Here is a 22,318-nt window from a genome sequence, read left to right on the forward strand (position 1 = left end):
AACAATAATTTGAAATCTAAAAGTAAATTTCCGTTTTAATATTTTTGCAAGCAACGCTTTTTTCCCTCAAAATATCTAAAACGTCAAATGCCATCCAATTATTCCCACAAATGTAAAAAACAGTATTACTAGAATCTATTTTATCATTTTTAAGATAATCAGTCACTCTTCCTGAGAAATCTCCTTCTTTATCTTTAGAAATACAAGAAGTATAATTTTCATAGTCTTTAAAATTATACTTATCTGATTTTGTTTTAATTCCATGAATAAGCTTATAAAATAGATTAGCCTTAGACTTAACAAAAGAATGAAAAGGAGAAATGCCTGTACCTGTTGCAATAAAATAGTGAAGTTTATTTTGTTTTAAATGCTTATCATTTAAAACAAAATGTCCAAAAGGACCATCGGCATAAATTTGATCGCCTGCTTGCAACATTCTAAGTTTTTTTGAAATATTACCCACTTCTAATTCTCGTATTAATACTTCAAAAAAATTATCATCTACTCCTGAATAAATAGAATACTCTCTTGAGTGGAAATTCTGCAAACTTAGCAATAAATATTGACCTTCTTTGAAAATTATATTTTTACGCTCAAATCTTAAAACATAATTTTTATTATTCAAAGATTTATTATCCAAAACAGTAAGTGAAATTTTGCCATCAAGTATCAATTTTTCAAAACAAAAAAATTAACTCCCTCTGTAGGATAAGAACGATTCAAATTCTCTACAATATCATTCAATCTATTTACAACAGATTGATTGGAGGTATAAATAATCAAAATAAAATTTTCCTCAGGCCAAACACCATCACCATGTTTTTCGCCCTTTTTGCCTTTTCCGTAAACATTTTCTATCTTGGAATAATATATAGATTCTCCAAGCTCTTGCTCTATTTTTTTCATACATTCAAAAATATCAAGCTCTAAAGATACATTAGAAACTATCTCAATTCTATATCTATAAAATTTAGCCATATCAATCCTCATCTTCTTCAAATAGATTATCATAACTATTTTTAGTTGAATTATTAATTTTTAATGATTCAACAGCATCCGAATTAGGCATCATCCTTTTTAACTTAGATTTAAAACTCAAAACAATATTGGAAAAAATTTCAAAAAGCATAGGAATAAAAAGCAAGGTAAGAAACGTACTAGCTGTCATTCCACCAATAAAAGTGAATGCAATTGGCTTTAGAAGTTCATTCCCACTACCACTAGAAAATGCCATCGGAATAAGCCCTATTATCGAAGTTAAAGAAGACATTAAAATTGGCCTTAGCCTTGAACGACATGATTCAATGATTGCCTCTCTAAGAACAAATCCTCTTTTAATCAATAAGCCAGTATAGTCTATAAGAACAATTCCTGTATTTACAACAACACCAACAAGCATAAGCATTCCAATTGCAGCAAAAACAGAAAGCTTTTCACCTGCAAGAAAATGAATAAGTACAACCCCTATTGCCGTTAAAGGTATTGTAAAAATAATAATGAAAGGCTTTAGAAGAGATTCAAATTGAGAAGCCATAATACCAAAAACAACAATAATAGCCATCATAATAATTATTTTAAACTGATTCATGATGTTTGAAAATTCATTATATTCCCCTTCAACTTTAAGTAATACACCCTCTTTATGGGGTACCTTATTATTAATAAAGTCTATAACTTTTGCGGTAATTTGAGTTAAATTATCATTTGGAGAAACACCTGCATTAAGATAAATAGTTAAAGCTTGATTTTCTCTGTAAATAGATTCAGCCTTATTGGTTTTTTCAAAAGTAGCTATTGATGAAAAAGGGATTTTAACTCCAGATAGATTTGTAATAAATATTTTTCCTAAATCTTTTAAATTTTTAACATCCATTCTATCAAGCTTAAGAACAATATCATAATTAAGTCCATTTTCCACATATTGCCCAGCAACAACGCCATTAACACTGGCCTTCAACTCATTTAAAATGGTGTTCATATCAATACCGTAATTATAGGCCAGAGCTCTGTCTATCTCAACGCCAATTTGAAGTTGATCATCATTTATACTAAGTCTTGGATTTACAAGTTCAGGAATTTCTTTTTTTAGCATAGAAACCAAAATTTTCCCATAATCTTTTATATATTCAAAATCATTAGCTGAAATTTTAATTTTAATAGAATCCCCACCACCTAAAGCATTGCCGCTAGAAGGATCAACGCTAAATTCAGGATAAAGATTTCCAATACGATTCATAATTTTATACTTAATAGCATCATAATCTATACTTTCAATCAATTTATCTTTTGACTCTTCTCTAAGAGGAAATAATATATTAAAGGTTATTCTATCAGCATTTAATGTAGAAATAATGCTTTTATATCCTTTAGCCTCATTCTTAACAATTTCTAAAAATTTATTAGAATAAATTTTTGCATATTCTAAATTAGTTTTATGAGGAAAATTTAAATTAATAACAATCGAATTTTCTTTACCTCTAGCAAAAGTTGTCACATCTAGCAATAATCCTAAAAACAAACTGCCAATAAAACTAAAAAACACAATCAGCCCAAAGATTAATTTATGATTTAAAACCATATTTAATAAATTGATATACAAAAATTCTAAAAAATAATAAATATTAGCAAAAAAAGCATCAATTTTACCAATAAAAGAACTCTTAATATTTTTTTGAAAACCAGTGTATAAACCGACATAATGACTTGACAAAACAGGAACCAAAAAAATCGCAACTAAAAGAGAAACTCCTAAGGAAATGACAATAGTAAATGAAAAGTCTTTAAAAAAATCTCCATATACTCCAAGCTCCGATTTAAAAATAAGAAATGGGCCAAAAACACAAATAGAAGTAAAAGTTGAAGATGTAATAGGCAACATCATCTCTTGGGCTCCAAGGATTGACGATGAAATAAGTTTTGCACCTTTTTGCCTATATTTGTATATATTATCTATTACAACAATTGAACAGTCAACAACCATTCCAATCCCAAGTGCAAGACCTGCAAGGCTCATAATATTAAGAGAAATATTTGCAAAATACATTAAACAAAAGGTAAGAACAATTGCTATTGGTATAGAAATTCCAATAATTATTGTAGCTCTAAAGCTTCTTAAGAAGAAAAAAATAACAAATATCGCAAGCATAGCTCCAAAATAAGCTGAATTTACAACTGTTGAAATAGAAGCTTTAATAAAATCCGTACTATTAGAAGCAATTTCCAATCTCATGTCTTTAGGCATAGATAATTTTAATTTTTCTATTTCACTCACAACAACATTAGAAACCGCAATAGAATTGGCATCACTACGTTTTTGAACCGACAAAGAAATTGAAGGTAAACCATTATATTCAACATATTCTGACAAATCTTCAAAATCAGTTTTAATATTAGCGATATCCTTAAGTTTTATCTCAATAGCAGATGAATTTATACCAGAAGAAACATCGGGCATCTTATAAGCTATGACAACATCACCTATCTCTTCAATTGATTTAAATTTCCCAGATACTTGAACCAAGTATTCCAAATTATTTTCCAATATATTACCTGCTGAAAGCTCAAAATTTTGAGATGCTATAATTGAAGATATTCTTGACAAAGAAAGTCCATAAGACTCTAATCTGTTTTGAGATACTTCAATTAAAACACGCTTTTTACTCCCACCATTAACAGTAACAATTGCAACTCCATCAAGCCTTTCAAGTCCAGGTTTAATGATCTCATCGGCATATCTTTTAAGCTCAGAAACTGACCTTGAAGAATTAATAATAATTTCCATTACAGGAAGATTTTTAAGATTATATCTAAAAATTCTAGGGGTCTGTGATTTACTAGGCAATAAAGATTTTACCAATTCAAGAGCATCCCGAATTTCATTTAAAACTAAATCTAAATCGGTTCCATGATAAAATTCAAGCGAAACACTGCTATTTTCCTTAGAAGAAATGCTATATATATTTTTCAAATTCTTTACAGAACTTAAACCGCTCTCAAGAACTCTCGAGACACTCTCCTCAACTTCTTTAGGAGAAGCACCGGGATAAAAAGTATGAATGCTTATTTGAGGAATATCAATCCCAGGCAAAAGGTCTACTTTTAATCTTGAAAAGGTATATAAACTTATCATCATTAACAATGAAAATAAAATCAACATTGTTATTGGTTTGCCAACTATTTTCTTTACCAACATAACGCATCCCCTAATAAATTAAATATTGCTTTCAACTGAAAGACTCTCTTTTGTATCTACCAAATTTATTAGAGTTCCATCAGAAAGAGTAGACATTCCTTCTACTACAATTAAATCGTTTTCTTCAACTTCACCTGAAAGAGCTATAATACCATCTATTTCAAAAAGTGCTGTAACCGGTAACATTCGAACACTTTTGCTGTCTAAATCAACCTTAAAAACAAATTTTTTACCTTCTCTCTCAATAACAGCCTCTCTTGGAATTTTAATTACATTTTTAAAGCGCTTAGTAATAAGCTTAATTTTAGCAAACATCCCAATAATCAATTTATCTACATTGCTACCAATAGGCTTAAGATACACCTCAATAGTGCGGCTCTTAGAATCTAAAACAGGCGATATTTCTGAAACCTTAGCTTTAAACTTTTCATTGGGATAAGCTCCAACCTCAATAATAGCATCATTTCCAACTTTAATATTTGAAATGTATTTCTCAGATACATAAGTTAAAATTTCTTTTGTATCTATCTTTCCTACTACTGCTATACTAGACTGAGAATTAACTGTTTCGCCAATTTTTTTTTTAATATTTAAAATATATCCTGAGATGGGCGCTCTTACTGGGCTTTTCAAATATACAGAACCAGGTCTTGAAGGATCAAGAGTTGCAACTATTTGTCCATTTTGAACATAAGCTCCAAGTTTTATTCTCAAAGAAGTTATTTTCCCTGAAACATCTGGGAAAATATCAGCTTTAACTTTTGTATCCACATCTCCATTTAAAGACAAATAATCACTTAAGTCACCTTTTTTGACATTCATTGCAACTATTGGAAATCTATAAGAACTTTCTTTATCCTTATTAATACTTTTATCATCTAACTTATTCTTATTTACACAAGCAAAAAAAACTAAGAATAAAACTAAACAATATTTTTTAAAAAATATGTTAACATTAAAAATCAAATTCATAAAAACACCTCTAGTCTAATGAGTTTATTAAATCCTTATATTCAAGTATAGAGTTGGAGTAATTTAATTTATCTGCAATAAACTTCAAATCACTTTGCTTATAAACAAGCTCAATATCATTTAATTTAGAAAGATCCATGACCCCAGAATTAAAAGCATTAAATGCCATTTGATAATTTTTATTAGCTAATTCAACATTAATTTTAGAAGCATCAAGAATTGCTTTATATCTTCTGATATCCTTTCTTTTCTGCACAATGCTAGATTTTAAATTTCTAATTTTACCTTCAACATTGTTTTTCAGTATTTTTAGTCGATAGTTGTTATCTTGTATTGTTGTAAAACTCTTTGAAAATGGAAATATCTCAGTTAACCCATAATTCAAGCTCAAGGATGCCAAAAATCCACTTGAAAAACCCTTAGAATTTTCGTTAAATGATCTATAAGGAGAGTAAGAAAATGACAGCGAAAGGCTTGGTAAAAAAGCATCTAACCACAGTGAACTAATTAGCTGCTCTGTCATTTTTAAACGCATATTCAACTCCTTAATTTCCAATGATTCATTAAAATTTAAAGCTTCATTAAACAAAGAAAAATCTATTGTCTCATCTGGCAATTCTCCAACAATTTCAAAATCTTGATCTGGATCTAATCCTATTAATAATTTAAAAATTTCTTTAGATTTTTCAAAATTAATAATCTGCCCATCTAAATCTGGCTGAGATTTTTTATGCTTAAGCTGTGCATCAAGAAAATCTATTTCTGATATTAGTCCATTATTATAAGCAATTCTGGCTTGCTCAAATTTAAGCTTACTATTTTGTATTTGACTCTCAAAAACTTTCAAAGTACTCTTTAGCGCTATCAATTGATTGTAAGACTTAAGAACATTTAGCTTAATATTGCGAACAGCGCTCTCCCTTTCTATTTTTGCATTTTCATACTCCAACATAACAAGCTCCATTCTCTTTAAAACAGAAGGCGACAAAGAAAGACTCACAACAACTCCAAACCCTAAACCCCAATAATCTCTCTCTAACTCACTTAAAGCAGAGGCATTTCTACTAAGCGTAGAACTAAGGTTAACATTTGGAACAAAAACATTCCAGGCATTATTTTTATAAAGTTTTTTTATATTTTCCTTGTAAAGAGCATTTTCTGAATCTAAGCTATTTTTTAAAGCCATATTTACAGCTTGTTTAGGTGATATTTGAATAATTTCAGCAAAAGCAAAAGAAACAGTAATAAAAATTAAAAAAAATTTTTTAATTTGAAGCCCCCTTATAATAAAAATTAAAACTTTAAATTTATAAAACTTAATTACTATTTTCAATTCATTTGATTAATCATTATAATATAATACAATTCTAAGTATGAACATTTTCAAAATTTTATTTATTTTAAACTATACTCTTATTTTTTTGATAAAAATTTACCAAAACACTCTTTCTAAAATATTTGGACTACAATGCATATATAAACCTAGTTGCTCAAAGTACTCAATTGAATGCCTTAAAAAATACAATTTTTTAACAGCCTTAATACTAATGACATTAAGAATAATAAGATGTAATGCCCTATTCAAAGGAGAAGATGATTTTATTCCCCAACACAATCCTATTTCAACATCTTTAAAAGAATTTCAAAAAAGATTAATCAAATAAAGCCTTATATTTTTCTGGAACCCACATCTTTACAATTTCTTTATTGTTTTCAACAAATTCAATTGCATTCTGATATTCCTTACCCGGTTTTTTATCATTTTTATCCATTAAGGGCAATATTAAATCATCATCCCAATAAAAATGATCAAAAACATAGTATGCATCAAGATCATCGTTTTCAAGACCAAGCCTAACAAGAGTATGAACACTCTCAATTCCTCCCATAATTAAATCAGGATCATCAAGAAACTTAATTTCATACCTAGAAAAGGCCCAATGAGGCTTCCACAAAGGAACTAAAACCCACTCATTTCTCTTTATTGCAGAGTCTAAACTTGCAAGCATAACGCTCTCACTTGAAGGAACAAGCTCATACTCTTTGTTCAATCCATAATAATCAAGCGCTTGCTCTGTAACAATCTGAGTTCCAGCACCAGCATCTATACCAATCATTTTATTCTTAAACTTATCACCTTTACCCTTAAGCTCACTAATACTAAAAATTGGTACATAACTTGGCACTACAAACCCCTGAATGGTTCCCTCATAATTTGCACCAAGATCAACAAATTTTGTTTTCAGTTTTTCGTAATAAAATTTATCGGCTGTAGGAATCCAACAAGATACTGTACCATCTACTTTTCCAGATGCTAAATATTGATACATTACAGATGTTGTAACTGAAAATATTTCTGCATTGTAGCCCATTTTCTCAAAAACAACTTTCATTACATTTGTAGCTGCTGTTTCTCCACCCCAATTCACATATGCAATTTTTATCGATTTTAAATTCTTTGAGCTAGTTTTTTCATCACAAGACAAAAAAACGAAAAAAATACAAAGACTAAAAAATAATTTATTGATAAAATACATAAAACACCTCCATTTGTTTACTTATTATAAATTTCTAAAAATCTTTTAAATTTATTTTCTCTCTTCCCGCCATAATGATCTGTATTCAAATAGCTAAATTTAATAAAAATAGATTGCATAATCCTATCTAAAATAATAGCTATAATAACAACTGCTAATCCAGATATTAAACCTTCACCAAAATTTAATCTTTCTATAGAGTAAATCACAGTCCTACCCAAACCAGACGATCCAACCATTGCAGCAATTACTATCATAGATATTGCCATCATTATTGACTGATTAATACCCTCTATTATGCTTTGAAGAGAAAGGGGAAGCTGGACCTGTAAAAGAATACGAAGATCACTACTGCCAAAAGACTTGGCCGCTTCTATTACCTCATCTGGAACTTGAACAATTCCTAACCTTGTATATCTAATAACAGGAGGCATGGCAAAAATTATTGTAGCAAAAATAGCAGAAGCCGTACCCATTCCAAAAAAAGGAATAGCGGGAATCAAGTAAATAAAAGGAGGCATAGCCTGCATTAAATCTAAAATGGGTTTTAAAAAAACATAAAATCTTGGAAAATATCCTCCAGAAATACCTATGGGAATTCCCAAAATAACAGAAACAAATACAGAAACAAATATAATAGCTATTGTATCCATTGAGGCTTCCCAGAGATTAAAATATAAAATAAAAAAGAACCCGGGTAAAATTAAAAATACTAATCGCTTTTTCAAAAAAACAAAACTTAGTAAGCATACAGTCAAAATCAAAAAAATGGGATTAACAAAAAGAAATAAATTTTTTAAACTTTCATATAAAAAAATTATACTTTTAGAAAAACCTACCCCATCAGAAATTGAAAAATTATCAACCAAAAAATCAAAAAAATTATCTATTTTTAATATAAAAAAATCTTTACTCATAAATTTTTATCTCGACAATAACTTAGAAATTTCATTTAAATTAATATATCCGACAATAGCTTCTCTCTCTTTTATTATTAAATAATCTTGCTTATTTAAGTATTCAACAATTTTTTTTATCTCATCATTTAGCTCTAAATTTAAAGATACAAGATTATCATATCTTTTATTAAGGATTTTATCGTATAAACTAAAACTTTCACCCTGATACTTAATAATAACATTTAAACCATTATCACTACCAGAATTTAAATCAAAATCATCTCTTAAAATATCTTTTATTTTTAAAATATTTAAAACAGGCAAATTTTTAATAAAATTAGATATAAAATCCGTACTAGGATTAGCTAAAATTTCCAAAGGTTTGCCAACCTGAATAATTTTGCCATCTCTCATAAAAGCAATTCTATGTCCTAATTTAAAAGCTTCAATTAAATCGTGAGTAATAAACACCACCGTTTTTTTAAGCTTAGCCACTAATCTTAAAAGTTCTTCTTGCATTTCTCCTTTAATTAATGGATCAAGAGCTGAAAAAGCTTCATCCATTAAAAGAATATCTGGATTAACCACTAACGCTCTTGCTATTCCAACTCTTTGCTTCATTCCTCCAGAAAGCTCATTAATATACTTATATTTTGAATCTTCCAATCCCACAAGATTTAATACCTCAATAGCACGCTCTTCTCTTATCTTCCTAGGAACATGCTTAACCTCAAGTCCATAAGTAACGTTTCTCAATACATTCATGTGGGGGAAAAGTCCAAAATTTTGAAAAACCATTGCAAATTTTTCTTTTCTTAAATTAGAAAGATCTTTTCGATTTATAGCATTCATTTCCATGTTATTTACTAAAATAGATCCTGAATCTATTTTGTAAATACCATTTAAGCATCTTACTAAAGTAGACTTGCCACAACCTGACATACCCATAATAACTAAAATTTCATTTTCATAAACATCAAGATTAATATTAGCATTTGCAATAAAAATAGAAGATTCTTTGTAAATTTTCATTCTATCTTTACCATCTTCATAATCCTTTATAGCTTGACTTATCTGCCTTTTATCAACATGATAATAAAATGCTTTATAACAATCTCTAATCTTAACAGTAACCCTATCCAAAGCAAACTCCTCAATAAGCCTGCATTATACTTCATAACACATCACTATAAATTATACTAAAATTATTAAGTTTTTGCCGATCCGAAATAAAAAACAAAAGACCCTTTAAAGGATCTTTTGCTAACAATTTGTACTAATTAAATTAAAAATTTTATCTAAGCAATGACAAAACATATTGGGGAACCTGATTAGCTTGTGCAATCATTGCCATTGCAGATTGTGTTAAAATACTATTAGTTGTAGCTGCTACAACTTCATCTGTCATTGTAGCATCTTTTATTTGAGCATAAGATGCTTTTAGATTTTCAATAGCATATTCAGTACTATTCTTTATAGATTCAAGTCTATTTTGGAAAGCCCCTAAATTTGCTCTTTGATCACTTACCATTCTAATAGCATTTTCTATTTTAGCAAGTGATGTATTAGCATCAACTGTAGTTGTAACATTAACAGGAGAATTAACTCCGCCTTGAGAAGGTGCTGTAGCAGGCGCTGGCTGCTGGGCTCCTTCCTGTTGAGCACCTTCTTGAACAGGTGCAGTCTGAGCAGTTTGAGCTCCCTCACCAGCAAAAAGATTTGCAACATTAGCTGCATAAATATTTACAGCAATTGCTTCATCTTGATTTGCTCCCACATGAACTCTTAAAGTCCAAGATGCTTGAGAGCCTGAAAGTGATGCTGGTGTGTTAATTTTTGCAGGTTGCATTCCAAGCTCTTCAGCTGTTCTTACATTTTGAGCAGCAGATTTATTTGACAACATGTGCATTTGGTTATATTGAGCTTGATCAGCAATTCTATTGATTTCATCTGTAAGTTGCTCTATCTCAATTTGTATAGAACCTCTGTCTGAATCTGAGTATGTTCCGTTACCTGATTGAACTGCTAATTCCTTCATTCTTACTAAAACTTTTTCTACTTCATTCAAATTTCCTTCTGTTGTCTGAATAAAATTGATAGCTTTTGAAGTGTTTCTAGAAGCTTGTGACAAGCCTCTTATTTGAGCATTAATCTTACCAGAAACTGCCATGCCAGCAGCATCATCAGAAGCTCGATTAATTCTGTACCCACTAGAAAGCTTTTCTTGAGTCTTACTAAGATTAGCAGCATTAATGCCATTGTTTCTTGAAGCATTAATAGCTGATGTATTATGATTTATAATCATATATCATTCCTCCATGATAAAGTTTAATTATTTATTTTTGGCAAATCCTTTTACCTTTTAAAAAGAATAGCACAAAAAATAAAAAAAAAGAAACACAGATAGTAATATCAATAGCAATATAAACAATTACTATTGTTTATTTCTTTGATTAAAATCAAAAGCCTTTAATGTGTTTTCCTGATCTTTCATACGCTTGACAGTAAAATCCAAAGTATTAAGCTCACTCTCTACTTTTTTCTCTCTCTCATAGTACTTTTTTTTATAATCTTCAACCTTATTTTTTTGATTAACAATTTTCAAGTCATAATTTTTTATTTTATTATAAATAACTCCTCCGGAAGTCACAAGAGGCGATAAACAATCTCCTAGCATTTTAGCAATACCATCATCATATACTCTGTCGTCATTAAGGTCAAACAAAAAAAGTTCTCTAACGTTGTCAATATTATTACGAATTGTCTCATCAAACTTTTTCTCATCAAGCCTTAAATATCTAGAAATCCCGCCAGAAGAAGAAATAGAATTAGTAAAAACTCCCATTTGATTGATTATTGAAAAATTAGGATCACTAGTAACATAAGGCTTAAACATTATTGATTCTAACCTCGATTTAAGATTTTTCAATAAAAACTCAGACCTTAGAATGCCTAAATTTTTATAAGCCTCTTCTTTTTGAGAATCACTAAGATAAGTCAACTCTTCAATTATATTAGACTTTTGATTGCCAAGTTGGTCTTCATTAGAGCTAGCAATATTAATTTCAGCAAGAACCTCATTATAAGCCCCAATAAAATCCAAAAGAACCCTCTTAATGCCTTCATAATCAGGCTCGATTTTGGCCTCAACCATATCACTTGAAGCTTTTTTTAAACTTAATGTCACATTTGGAACCAAATCATTAATAACATTTGAATCTCTCTCGACATCTACTCCATCAAATTTAATTTTTGCATTCTCAGCAAAACTTTTAGCATTTATTGGTAAATGACCATCTCTATTTTTTGGATCAAAAATTTCGACATTACTAATCACAACTACTTTATTATTTGCTTTATTTTCAATATTTATTTCTTCTAAGCTAGAAAGCCCTCCAACATCAACTTCAACTTCTTCAAAGTTATTCGAAATATTTACTGAAGGAAGCTCTAAAGAGCCTTCCTTGCCAGATATTTTAATCATATTCATTTGAATATACTTTTTTCCTAAAGGAGTTTTCAAATCAGATCCAAGATCAACAACACTGTCTTCACTGTCAACTTTTGCATCCTTAAATGTAGCTTCTCCGGGATTAAAAATAATCTTACTATCAGACTCTTCTAAGCCTGTATCAAAATATCTAACTTCGAATTTAATTTTACTCCTAGATGTAATTTTAATATCTTCAGGAATTTCAATCGATACCTCTGAAAGCGGATTTAAAACAAGACCATTGTTATCAAAATCAAGCCTATTATTACTACTAGATTGATTTACAACAATATCTGAAAGGTCTGGATTAAAATTGGTTTTCAACTCACTTAAAATGCCAATTTGCCTAGCAAAAGATAATCCTTCCCCTTTAATAACAAGCTTATTTTCTTTACCATCCTTTAAAGATTGCAAAACAAACCGACTATTGCCATTTTTATCACTTTTTACTATTTTTGCAGATAAAAATCCTTTCCCCTTGTTATTAATATCTCTAACAAGCGCATCAATGTTTCCATTACTTCTTGCATTAATTTCTTTTTTACCAACTAAAAATATATAATCTCCTTCTGGAATCTTAACTTTTTTAGGATCAAAATTTGAAGACAAGAATACATCAGCTGATGCTATTTGATCAACAATTAGCTTGTGAGTTTCATTCTTAGATCCATATCGAGTAGACAAAGTTAAAACTTCGCTATTACTAGAATTTCCTGACATTAGATTAAAAGGACTGTTAAGTGATGTAATTTCTTTTGCAAGAGAATTTAAAGTAGATATTTTTCTATTAATTAACTGCCAAGCGCTCTTCTCTTGCTCTAAAGATTCAAGCTTCTTAAAAGAAGAGTCAACTTTAGCTTTATCGGGCTTAAGCATGGATTCACGAATTTCTTTAGTATTGTATTTACTCTCAAGACCAGGAACAAAAAATCCTGAAGCCATAATAATACCCTCCACAACACATTATATCATCAATAAAATTGAAAATAAAATATTATATATAATATAAGCTTTAAGCACACAAATACTTTAAAATAAAAATTATAAAAAGCAAAAACTTTAAAAAAAATTAATATCTATAGTAAAATTAATTAAGAGGAGCATGAAAATGCCAAGTTTTTGCTTATTCAACTCAAAATCTGTTTTAACTGGAAATGACAAATTAGATAATTCAGCAGTACTAATTAAAGATAATAAAATTTTTGATATTGTAACATCTGATAGGCTTGAAAAAATGGACCTTAAAGAATACCAAATGATTGATACAAAAGGCAACTACATAACTCCTGGTCTTTACGACAACCATATTCATGGATTTCACGGCCATGGAACAGACAAATGCTCAACAGAATCAATACTTAAAATGTCAGAGCATTTAGCACAATATGGCGTGGTAGGATTTTTGCCAACCCTTTATCCAAGACCAATAGATGAGATGATCAAAACTATAAAAATTTGTACAGCCGCAATTGGCAAAGAAAAAGGAGCTAAAATTTTGGGACTTCATCTTGAAGGACCATTTTTTTCTCCTGAGAAAAGAGGCGCACACCCTGTTTCTTACCTTCACGAACCTAGCGTTAAAGTAATGCAAAAATTAATAGATGCGGCTGGCGGAGTATTCACCGGATCAAATGGCAAAAAGAAAACACACATAAGCACAATGACTGTTGCCCCCGAACTTAAAGGCATGAGAGAACTTGCAATATTTTGTCTTGAAAACAATATAAACCTTCAAGCAGGACATACAAATGCAAAATATGAAAATATGATTGAAGGATTTCAAGTTGGCATACTTCACACAACTCATTTTTTCAATGCAATGTCAAAACTTGACCACAGAAATCCGAATGCAATAGGAGCAGTATTAATTCACGGAGATGTTTCTTGCGAAATTATTGCAGATGGTCACCACATACATCCAAAATTAGTTTTAATGCTTCGAAAGCTAAAGGATATAAGCAAAATAGTTCTTGTAACTGATGGACTTACTCCAACTCTTCAAACTTCTGGAAAACTAATCGCAAACGGAGATGAAGTTTATATTGCAGAAGATGGATTATTTCACAGCGTGAAAAGCAATACAATAGCTGGATCAGCGCTTACAATGATACAAGGCCTTAAAAATTTAGTAGAATTTGGTTACAGCCTAAGCGATGCCGTTCAAGCAAGCTCTTATAATCCTACAAGAATTCTCAATATTGATAAAAAAGGATTAATATGTCATGGATATGATGCAAACATCAATGTCCTAGATAAAGATTTTAATCTAAAATTAACAATGATAGAATCAAAAATAATTTTCAACAATCTCTAAATTTAACCTATTCAAAGGAGATCAACATGAGATTAATAATCAGACCCACATATGAGGATATATCAAGATGGGCAGCAAATCACGTAGCACAAAAAATTAAAAAATTTTCTCCAACAAAAGATAAGCCATTTATTCTGGGACTTCCAACAGGAAGCTCGCCAATTGGAATGTACAAGAATTTAATTGCATTAAATAAAAATGGAAAAATTTCATTTCAAAATGTCATAACTTTTAACATGGACGAGTACATAGGAATTGAAAAAAATCATCCTGAAAGTTACCACTCATTCATGTGGAAAAATTTTTTTTCTCAAATTGACATTAAAAAAGAAAACATAAATATACTAAATGGAAATGCTTTAAATCTCAAAAAAGAATGTGAAGAGTATGAAAAAAAAATCAAAGCTTTCGGAGGAATCATGCTTTTTGTAGGTGGAATTGGCCCGGATGGGCACATTGCTTTTAACGAACCGGGCTCTTCCTTAACATCAAGAACAAGAATTAAAACTTTAACACAAGACACAATCATTGCTAATTCAAGATTTTTCGAAGGCAATGTAAACAAAGTTCCAAAAAATGCACTAACTGTTGGAATTGGAACAATTATGGATTCTCAAGAAATTTTAATAATAGTAAATGGACATAACAAAGCAAGAGCACTAAAGCATGCTATTGAAAAAGGGGTTAACCACATGTGGACTATTAGCGCACTTCAATTACATAAAAATGCAATAATAGTATCTGACAAAAATGCAACTTATGAATTAAAAGTTGGAACAGTAGAATACTTTAACGACATAGAAAAAGAAAACTTTAATAATGACTTAAAATAAATTACTTGATACTTTCGGGTAAAGTACTAAGCCTAAAATTAATAATCTTTACAAAACAAAAACTAATTATTAGCTTCATTGTAAATTTTTGAAACTTCTTCCCAATTTAAAGCCTTTAAAAATGCATCAACATATTCAATTCTTCTATTTTGATATTTAAGATAATAAGCATGCTCCCAAACATCAATACCTAAAACCGGTTTATAAAGCTTCATTAAAGGACTATCCTGATTAGGCATTGAAATCACTTTAAGCCCACTATCAGGACACAGCACTAACCATGCCCAACCACTTCCAAAAATTTTCATTGCAGTATCTTTCAAACTAGCCTTAAGAGCCTCTAAACTTCCAAAAGCTGCATTAATATCACTTTCAAACTTTTCTAAAAGATTACTCTTATTTCCTGGTTTTAAAGTTCTAAAATATAAAGTATGGTTCGAATAACCCCCAGCATTATTTCTTATTGGGGTTTGAAATTCTTCTGGAAAATTGTGAATATTTTTTAATATAGTTGATACGTCTTTTAAATGACTTTTTCCCATTTTTTCAAAAATAGAATTTAAATTCACTACAAAACCATTATGATGCTTGCTATGATGAATTTCCATAGTTTTAGCATCAATATAAGGCTCAACAGCATCATAAGCATAACCAAGCTTTGGCAGTTCAAACATAAAAACCTCCTATTACTAACTTTTACCATGACAATTTTTGTATTTCTTCCCACTTCCACAATAACAAGGCTCATTTCTACCTATTTTAGGAGAACTTCTAACCACTTGAATATTAGAAACACTTTTACTCTCGTTAATAACAATTCCTGAAAGTTCTTTATGGATTGCATTAACATTTTTAGTTTTTTTAACTGACTTAAAATCGGAAGAATTTCCATCTAACTTTAATTGAAGAACACGCCTTATGGTAGAAACTTTAACGTCTTTAATAAGCTCGCTAAATATTAAAAATCCCTCTTCTTTATACTCTGTAATTGGATTTTTATTAGCATAAGACCTTAGATAAACAGCTTCTCTTAAAGAGTCTAAATTTGCAAGATGCTCTTGAAATTTAAAATCAATATTTTTCAAATATTCATATCTTAAAAATCCATTAAAAAGGTCCTTACCTACCAAATTTTCCTTTTCGTCTAAATTTGCCTTTGCTATTTGCATCAGCTTAGATTTCAAATCAAAAGAATTAATATTCTCAATAGACCCAAGACTATCAAGCATATAGGCAAAAATCAAATTGACCTCATTTAAAAAAACATTTGAAACTACGCTACTTTTTGTTCCCTCAAGCAAAAAATTAAGATACTCTTCTAAAGCAATAAGAATACGATCCTTAATAGCTGTATCTTCAAGAATAGAATTCCTCTGAGCATAAATAAACTCCCTCTGCTTTGTAATAACATCGTCATACTCTAACAAATGCTTTCTAATTTCAAAATTTCTATCTTCTACTCTTTTTTGAGCATTGATTAAAGACTTAGTTAAAAGAGAATGCGTAATAGGCTCTCCTGTTGCCATTCCAAGCTTTCCCATTAAAGATCTTAAATTGTCCCCAGCAAAAAGACGCATTAAATCATCCTCAAGCGATACATAAAATCTTGACCGTCCAGGATCACCCTGCCTTCCACTACGCCCACGAAGCTGGTTGTCTATTCTTCTTGATTCGTGACGCTCACTACCAATAACATAAAGTCCGCCAAGGCTTTTAACTTCATTGTAGTCTTTTAGATAATTTTCTCTCTCGTTTTTAACAGCCTCTTGAAATTCTTCAAGACTTACATTAGTTCCAATTTTTTTTCTAACCCTATGTTCAATATTGCCTCCAAGCTTGATATCTGTACCACGACCAGCCATATTTGTAGCTATTGTAACTGCATGTTTTGCTCCAGCCTCAGCAATAATAAAAGCTTCACGAGAATGATTTTTTGCATTAAGCACTTCGTGCTTAATGCCTCTATTTCTAAACATAGCTGATAAAATTTCAGATTTTTCAATTGAAACAGTCCCTACTAAAACTGGCTGTCCCTTCTTGTAGGTTTTATAAACCTCATCTGTAATCGCATTAAACTTAAATTCTTCTGTATAATAAATAGTATCATCCTCATCTATTCGTGCTAACAATCTGTTTGTTGGAACTACAACTACATCAAGATTATATATTCTATGAAATTCTTTAGCCTCTGTATCAGCTGTACCCGTCATTCCAGAAATTTTATCAAACATTCTAAATAAATTTTGGAAAGTAATGGTTGCCATAGTCTTATTTTCATTAGCAACCCTAACCCCCTCTTTAGCTTCAATAGCTTGATGAAGTCCATCAGAATATCTTCGTCCTGTTAGAACTCGGCCAGTAAATTCATCTACAATCTCAACCCCAGAATCACCAACAATATATTCTCTATCTTTTAAAAAAAGCAAATGAGCCTTCAATGCTTGAGTCATATAGTGAACATAATTAAAATTAGAATCAGTATACATAGACCCACTAATAATACCTTTAGAAACTAAAAGCTGCTCAAGATTATTAAGTCCTTTAGCGGTAAAAGAAATTCTTTTAGCTTTTTCATCAACAGTATAATCACCATCAAGATCATCTATTTCTAAAGGATAATCGCCTGTTTTGGGATCCTTAGCACACTCTTTTAAAAATGATACAAGAGAATTAACCTCAAGATAGGCACTAGTACTGCCTTCAGTAGGTCCTGAAATAATCAAAGGGGTTCTTGCCTCATCAATTAAAATAGAATCAATCTCATCAATAATACAATAATTAAACTTTCTTAAAGATTTTTCATTCAAGTCATAACGCATATTATCTCTTAAATAATCAAATCCAAGTTCATTATTTGTAACATAAGTAATATCTTTGGCATATTGAGCTTTTCTTAACTCATAATCCATATTAGATAGAACAACCCCAACGCTAACACCTAAGAGATCAAAAACGGGTTTCATCCAATTGGAATCACGCTCTGCAAGATAATCATTAACAGTAACAATAATAACCCCATTCCCTGTTAAACTATTCAAATAAGCAGCCTGAACTGACGAAAGGGTTTTTCCTTCTCCTGTTTTCATCTCTATTATTTTACCCTTGTGAAGAGCAAGTCCTGCAATGATTTGAACATCATAAGGCCTTTCTTTAAGACGCCTTCTAGCAGCTTCTCTAGAAAGAGTAAAAGCTCTCTCTAAAATACTCTCTAAAGAATTGCCCGATTTCAATTCAATTTTAAGCTTTTCTGTCTCTTTTGAAAAATCTTCATCTGCTAATAATAACGCCCAATGTTCAAGCTTATTAATATTTCTTAAAGCTGGAAGATAATCTTTTAAATCTCTTTTACTTTTTGAGCCAATGGTTGCCTCAAGTACTGCTTTTAACATGCTAGGTATTAATTCTCCTAAATAATTGACTTAAAGTCATTTTAAATAATAATATAAAAATATGAAAAAGAACTATAAAACTCTTATATTAAGCTTACTTTTTGCAATTATATCATGTAATACTAAAACTTTAAACGAACTAGGAGAAGAACAGTTCAAAATACCATTTGGAACACTTCCTGGCGAAATAATGCCCCTGGATAACAAATTTACAAATTCAAGTTTTGATATCAAAACATATAATGGGTTGGTATACATTGCAGAAATAAAAACAAATAAATTGATGATTTTTAACTCATATGGAAAACTAATACAAACTTATCAAAATGGAATTTTTAAATCAAATCCCGATCTAAAAATAAAAAAAATAGATTTTGAAGGAATTCAAGCAATATACCCACTAAAAGATTTCATTATTATCGCAGATAAACTAAATAATCAAAAATCAAAATTTGACCAAAAAGAAAATATTGCTTACTTTATGAGAATACTGATACTAAACAAAAACTTGTCTGTAGAAATTTTAGGTCAAGAAGGTTTAAACGGAACACCATTTCCACAAATTTACGATGTCAACGTTGATGAGAATGGTAACATTGCAATAATATCAATATATAGCGAAGGCTACATAATATATTCTTATAATAAAGACTTCTCTCCGCTTTATAAAATTTACGTCAATAAAAACTTACTAGACACAATTGACAATCAAAAGAAAAAATACAATATTTCAATAGATAAAGTTTTTTTTGAAGTTAATAAAAAAACCCTTTATGTAAAAATCACTTACTATGAAAATATTGGTGACAATGAAAATATAAACGACCTTGGAATTAAAATTAAAGATCAATATATCTATAAATTAAGTTTAAAGAAAAATATAGAATTTGAAGTGATAAATAAAATTGTTCTTCCTAAAAACTTACTAGACGATAAACAGGAAAGCTTTATCAATATTATTAAAATACAAAAAGACAAAATAATAGCATCTACTAACATGAAAAACTTATCTAACAATTTAATATGGAAATTAGACAACAAGGGCTTAATTAAAGATCAAATAGCTTTAATTGAACCCTCAAATTTAATATTCCTCTCTGAGAGTTTATCTAAAGATGGAATACTTAGCATACTTTATGGTGGGAAAAATGGCGTTAGTGTTTACTGGTGGAATTTAAATACATTGTTAAAATTATAATAAGATTAAATTTGCAATATAATGAAAAAAATTGATTGCTTCAATCAACAATTAGAAACTGAATACCGAAAAAAATTAAAAAAACATATCATTGTTGGGACAATCTTTGTTATAATTCTTTTATTTTTTAAAATTGTACTAATTCCTAAAATTCAAAACCACGAAAACAATAAAAACAATATAAAAATCATAATTAGTTACAAACAAAATAAAAACAGACTATCTTTAAAAATAAACATAGCAACAAATAAAATCTCCTACCTAGGAAAAGCCAAGCTAGATATTTACCTAAATAATAGATTAATTGAAAGCAATATGATTTATATAAGCAGCAAAAACTTCACAACATATGCTAATATAATCTATCAAAATGAAAGTTTATTAAGTATAATACTAAAGAGCAATGGTAATAACAATGTTTTTTATAGCAAAAGAATAAAACCTAGGGGATAAAATATGATACAAATATACTTCATGTCTGTTTCACTTAACATCTTGGGAGGAATAATACTTGCATTCCCAATATTAATAGAAAAAATAAAATTTTTGAAAGTTTTTGAAGATTTTGTAAATCTAATAAACGAAAACAAAAAAGTAAAAAGCATTTTTGGATTATTATTTCTAATAACCAGCACCCTTGAAATAATCAAGCCCTACAAATTGCCAATAATTGGAAATTTGATTCCTGCTATAAGTTTATTTTTAATTGGATTTATTTTGTTTTTAAACCAAAAATTACCAACAGAGATTCAAAATAATAAAAAATATGGAAAATTCAAATCAATACTTGAACACAATCAGCAATTAATTGGCATTATATCAATCATTATAGGAATAATTCATTTTTTAGCAGCAGAAATACCTTTATTATAAGGTCAAAAATAAAAATGCAATTCTTCATGATCTTAAAAAAACAGTTTCAACATGATTTTAATAAAATAAAGCTATTGAAAAGCAACTTGACTTTGGCATAAGCTTTATATATTATTATTACTAATTTGGTAATGTGACTTTAATCACCAACCAATAAAAGCCATAAAATGGTGTAAAGGAAGAAGATACAATGATATTTAGCACATATAAATATTTAAAATTAGCAATAATGCTTATGTTAATACTGGGTTGCGCTTTTTTTAAAAAACCACAATCTGTACAACAAGACAGTAATATTGGAAAGCCCATAAGCGATGAAAAATTACATTTAATATCAGGCAAAATTTTAAATAAAAAATTGCCAATAATATCCGGCAATCATGACGTAACTTGGATAAAAACAAAGGCAATGACGATCCTAGATGAACATGGAAAAGCAATACCAGAATTTAAAAACAAATTTGGATATTCTTACATATTATCTCCTATAAAAATGGATGATAACCACAGCAATTTCACATCACTATTAATACTTTTTGAAACAACTAAAGATGGGGATAAAGAATATGAAATTGAAGATATTAAATTAATAACAGCTGGCTCTAACCTAGAGCTTAAAAATCCACTTTTGGTTGTTGAAAATTCACAAGAAGAAGGATACGTTACTGCATACCCATTTGGAATGTTAATGAGCGACGAACTTAAAAATGCTTTTAAATTAACATACCAAAATGGTCATTGGAATTATATGATTGCAGACTTAACTGTCAAAAACAAAACTACTCAAAAAACCCAAACTTACAAAATTTCTCTTAATTCAAAATTAATTATTGACTTTTTAAAAGACGTTCTAAAAGAGAATTCTATCTTAAAAGACATAGCTGGAGATCTATTTGAAGATATATAAATATATACAAAAAGGAATGCATCATGAGTCTTAAAAAATTTATTTTAACCTTGATAATTTTTTCCCTGGCTAAAAATATTTTTTCTAAAAACGAAATTAATATCTTTGAAAACAACAATTATATTGTAAAAGAAAATATTAAAACAAGCCTTAAAAAACTAAAGCAAAATTTTTTACTTGCATCTGTTGATATTGCCATTAGCCAACCTTACATGGAATTAGTAGATTTAAATGGAAACGCAATAAAAGAACTTGATGGAATTAGCTATTCATTTATAAATGCATTTTCAAAAATTGGATCTTCTGCTATTATTTCATTTGACCTATCAGACGAAGCTTCTAAAAAATACAAAATCACAAAATTAGAATTTTTAAGTCCAGATGAAGGCAATTTTATTAGCCATCTAAGCATACTCACCAGCGGGAAACAGCAATCAAAAAAAGATCTCTCAAAAGATGCTTATTCGTTTGGCACATTAAAAACTGAGTCTCTCTCACAAACAATTGCGGGATATTACAAAAATAGCAACTGGTATTATATTTTAGCAACAATAACAGTAGAAAATAATACAAGTAACGAAGTTCAAACGTACCAAATTAGAATTAACCCCAAAATATATAATGATTTCCAAAAAGAATTAAGATCACATTTTAAAGGCAATAAAATAAAAAATTTCCCAATACCGGTTACGGAACAAATCACAAATTAAT

General features: G+C 29.4%; 19 protein-coding genes and 1 pseudogene. 8 read left to right on the forward strand and 12 right to left on the reverse strand.

From position 1 onward, the window contains the following. Positions 1–16: 16 nt before the first annotated feature. The 5 genes from OY14_00675 to OY14_00695 are packed head-to-tail and all read right to left on the reverse strand — an operon-like array spanning position 17 to position 6,410. Positions 17–673 carry a hypothetical protein gene (locus tag OY14_00675; protein AJA89980.1) on the reverse strand — a complete coding sequence of 219 codons (657 nt, stop codon included), beginning with the start codon at positions 671–673 and terminating at the stop codon, positions 17–19. Then, on the reverse strand, positions 670–978 hold the full coding sequence (locus tag OY14_00680) for a hypothetical protein (protein AJA89981.1): 309 nt from the start codon (positions 976–978) through the stop codon (positions 670–672). Before OY14_00680 ends, OY14_00675 begins: the two co-directional genes overlap by 4 nt. Before the next feature lies 1 nt (position 979). Beyond that, positions 980–4,192, reverse strand: coding sequence for an acriflavin resistance protein (locus OY14_00685; protein AJA89982.1), 3,213 nt, complete (start codon positions 4,190–4,192; stop codon positions 980–982). Positions 4,193–4,210: 18 nt separating this feature from the next. After that, positions 4,211–5,164 (reverse strand): membrane protein, encoded by a 954-nt coding sequence (locus tag OY14_00690; GenBank protein ID AJA89983.1) that lies wholly within the window; start codon positions 5,162–5,164, stop codon positions 4,211–4,213. A 10-nt stretch (positions 5,165–5,174) separates the two neighbouring features. Beyond that, complete coding sequence (locus tag OY14_00695) at positions 5,175–6,410, reverse strand: transporter (GenBank protein ID AJA90628.1); 1,236 nt, start codon at positions 6,408–6,410, stop codon at positions 5,175–5,177. A 127-nt stretch (positions 6,411–6,537) separates the two neighbouring features. Between OY14_00695 and OY14_00700 the strand changes: the two are divergent. Continuing rightward, positions 6,538–6,753, forward strand: a pseudogene (locus OY14_00700) (hypothetical protein). Positions 6,754–6,816: 63 nt separating this feature from the next. Here the strand turns inward: OY14_00700 and OY14_00705 are convergent. From OY14_00705 to fliD, 5 genes are all read right to left on the reverse strand, one after another. Continuing rightward, positions 6,817–7,701, reverse strand: a complete 885-nt coding sequence (locus OY14_00705; protein AJA89984.1) for a glycine/betaine ABC transporter substrate-binding protein — start codon at positions 7,699–7,701, stop codon at positions 6,817–6,819. Between the two features lie 17 nt (positions 7,702–7,718). Beyond that, on the reverse strand, positions 7,719–8,618 hold the full coding sequence (locus tag OY14_00710) for a glycine/betaine ABC transporter permease (GenBank protein AJA89985.1): 900 nt from the start codon (positions 8,616–8,618) through the stop codon (positions 7,719–7,721). A gap of 6 nt (positions 8,619–8,624) precedes the next feature. Beyond that, positions 8,625–9,743 (reverse strand): glycine/betaine ABC transporter ATP-binding protein, encoded by a 1,119-nt coding sequence (locus OY14_00715; protein ID AJA89986.1) that lies wholly within the window; start codon positions 9,741–9,743, stop codon positions 8,625–8,627. Positions 9,744–9,894: 151 nt separating this feature from the next. Further along, the gene (locus tag OY14_00720) at positions 9,895–10,905 is read right to left on the reverse strand and encodes a flagellin (protein ID AJA89987.1); all 1,011 of its coding nucleotides are present in this window, start codon (positions 10,903–10,905) and stop codon (positions 9,895–9,897) included. Between the two features lie 129 nt (positions 10,906–11,034). Continuing rightward, positions 11,035–13,035 carry a flagellar hook-associated protein FliD gene (gene fliD, locus OY14_00725; GenBank protein ID AJA89988.1) on the reverse strand — a complete coding sequence of 667 codons (2,001 nt, stop codon included), beginning with the start codon at positions 13,033–13,035 and terminating at the stop codon, positions 11,035–11,037. 166 nt (positions 13,036–13,201) lie between these two features. Here fliD and OY14_00730 point away from each other — a divergent pair, with 166 nt between their 5' ends. After that, the gene (locus tag OY14_00730; protein ID AJA90629.1) at positions 13,202–14,407 is read left to right on the forward strand and encodes an N-acetylglucosamine-6-phosphate deacetylase; all 1,206 of its coding nucleotides are present in this window, start codon (positions 13,202–13,204) and stop codon (positions 14,405–14,407) included. Positions 14,408–14,433: 26 nt separating this feature from the next. Next, entirely contained in the window at positions 14,434–15,240 is an 807-nt protein-coding gene (nagB, locus tag OY14_00735) for a glucosamine-6-phosphate deaminase (GenBank protein ID AJA89989.1), read from the forward strand. A gap of 62 nt (positions 15,241–15,302) precedes the next feature. Here the strand turns inward: nagB and OY14_00740 are convergent, their stop codons facing one another. Together OY14_00740 and secA are read right to left on the reverse strand one after the other, a co-directional pair. Continuing rightward, positions 15,303–15,914, reverse strand: a complete 612-nt coding sequence (locus OY14_00740; protein ID AJA89990.1) for a superoxide dismutase — start codon at positions 15,912–15,914, stop codon at positions 15,303–15,305. A 15-nt stretch (positions 15,915–15,929) separates the two neighbouring features. After that, complete coding sequence (gene secA / locus OY14_00745; protein AJA89991.1) at positions 15,930–18,629, reverse strand: preprotein translocase subunit SecA; 2,700 nt, start codon at positions 18,627–18,629, stop codon at positions 15,930–15,932. A gap of 61 nt (positions 18,630–18,690) precedes the next feature. On the opposite strand from secA, the gene OY14_00750 reads away from it, so the two are divergent. The 5 genes from OY14_00750 (at position 18,691) to OY14_00770 (ending at position 22,317) form a co-directional block, all read left to right on the forward strand. Beyond that, positions 18,691–19,827 (forward strand): hypothetical protein, encoded by a 1,137-nt coding sequence (locus tag OY14_00750; protein AJA89992.1) that lies wholly within the window; start codon positions 18,691–18,693, stop codon positions 19,825–19,827. A 21-nt stretch (positions 19,828–19,848) separates the two neighbouring features. After that, positions 19,849–20,280 carry a hypothetical protein gene (locus OY14_00755; GenBank protein AJA89993.1) on the forward strand — a complete coding sequence of 144 codons (432 nt, stop codon included), beginning with the start codon at positions 19,849–19,851 and terminating at the stop codon, positions 20,278–20,280. A 3-nt stretch (positions 20,281–20,283) separates the two neighbouring features. Further along, positions 20,284–20,700: a hypothetical protein gene (locus tag OY14_00760; protein ID AJA89994.1), complete on the forward strand. Its 417-nt coding sequence runs from the start codon at positions 20,284–20,286 to the stop codon at positions 20,698–20,700. 190 nt (positions 20,701–20,890) lie between these two features. Then, positions 20,891–21,607 carry a lipoprotein gene (locus OY14_00765; protein AJA89995.1) on the forward strand — a complete coding sequence of 239 codons (717 nt, stop codon included), beginning with the start codon at positions 20,891–20,893 and terminating at the stop codon, positions 21,605–21,607. 23 nt (positions 21,608–21,630) lie between these two features. Further along, positions 21,631–22,317 (forward strand): hypothetical protein, encoded by a 687-nt coding sequence (locus tag OY14_00770; GenBank protein AJA89996.1) that lies wholly within the window; start codon positions 21,631–21,633, stop codon positions 22,315–22,317. The last annotated feature ends 1 nt before the right edge of the window (position 22,318 follow it).

It is taken from the genome of Borreliella chilensis (assembly GCA_000808095.1).
Classification (GTDB): domain Bacteria; phylum Spirochaetota; class Spirochaetia; order Borreliales; family Borreliaceae; genus Borreliella; species Borreliella chilensis.

Excerpts from the sequence above, each read along its gene's own strand:
- OY14_00720 (AJA89987.1), bottom strand. The coding sequence starts at position 10,905 with ATGATTATAAATCATAATACATCAGCTATTAATGCTTCAAGAAACAAT.
- OY14_00685 (AJA89982.1), bottom strand. The coding sequence starts at position 4,192 with ATGTTGGTAAAGAAAATAGTTGGCAAACCAATAACAATGTTGATTTTA.
- OY14_00740 (AJA89990.1), bottom strand. The coding sequence starts at position 15,914 with ATGTTTGAACTGCCAAAGCTTGGTTATGCTTATGATGCTGTTGAGCCT.
- nagB (AJA89989.1), top strand. The coding sequence starts at position 14,434 with ATGAGATTAATAATCAGACCCACATATGAGGATATATCAAGATGGGCA.
- OY14_00765 (AJA89995.1), top strand. The coding sequence starts at position 20,891 with ATGATATTTAGCACATATAAATATTTAAAATTAGCAATAATGCTTATG.
- OY14_00770 (AJA89996.1), top strand. The coding sequence starts at position 21,631 with ATGAGTCTTAAAAAATTTATTTTAACCTTGATAATTTTTTCCCTGGCT.
- OY14_00760 (AJA89994.1), top strand. The coding sequence starts at position 20,284 with ATGATACAAATATACTTCATGTCTGTTTCACTTAACATCTTGGGAGGA.
- OY14_00705 (AJA89984.1), bottom strand. The coding sequence starts at position 7,701 with ATGTATTTTATCAATAAATTATTTTTTAGTCTTTGTATTTTTTTCGTT.
- OY14_00755 (AJA89993.1), top strand. The coding sequence starts at position 19,849 with ATGAAAAAAATTGATTGCTTCAATCAACAATTAGAAACTGAATACCGA.
- fliD (AJA89988.1), bottom strand. The coding sequence starts at position 13,035 with ATGGCTTCAGGATTTTTTGTTCCTGGTCTTGAGAGTAAATACAATACT.
- OY14_00750 (AJA89992.1), top strand. The coding sequence starts at position 18,691 with ATGAAAAAGAACTATAAAACTCTTATATTAAGCTTACTTTTTGCAATT.
- OY14_00730 (AJA90629.1), top strand. The coding sequence starts at position 13,202 with ATGCCAAGTTTTTGCTTATTCAACTCAAAATCTGTTTTAACTGGAAAT.
- OY14_00690 (AJA89983.1), bottom strand. The coding sequence starts at position 5,164 with ATGAATTTGATTTTTAATGTTAACATATTTTTTAAAAAATATTGTTTA.
- OY14_00680 (AJA89981.1), bottom strand. The coding sequence starts at position 978 with ATGGCTAAATTTTATAGATATAGAATTGAGATAGTTTCTAATGTATCT.
- OY14_00710 (AJA89985.1), bottom strand. The coding sequence starts at position 8,618 with ATGAGTAAAGATTTTTTTATATTAAAAATAGATAATTTTTTTGATTTT.
- secA (AJA89991.1), bottom strand. The coding sequence starts at position 18,629 with ATGTTAAAAGCAGTACTTGAGGCAACCATTGGCTCAAAAAGTAAAAGA.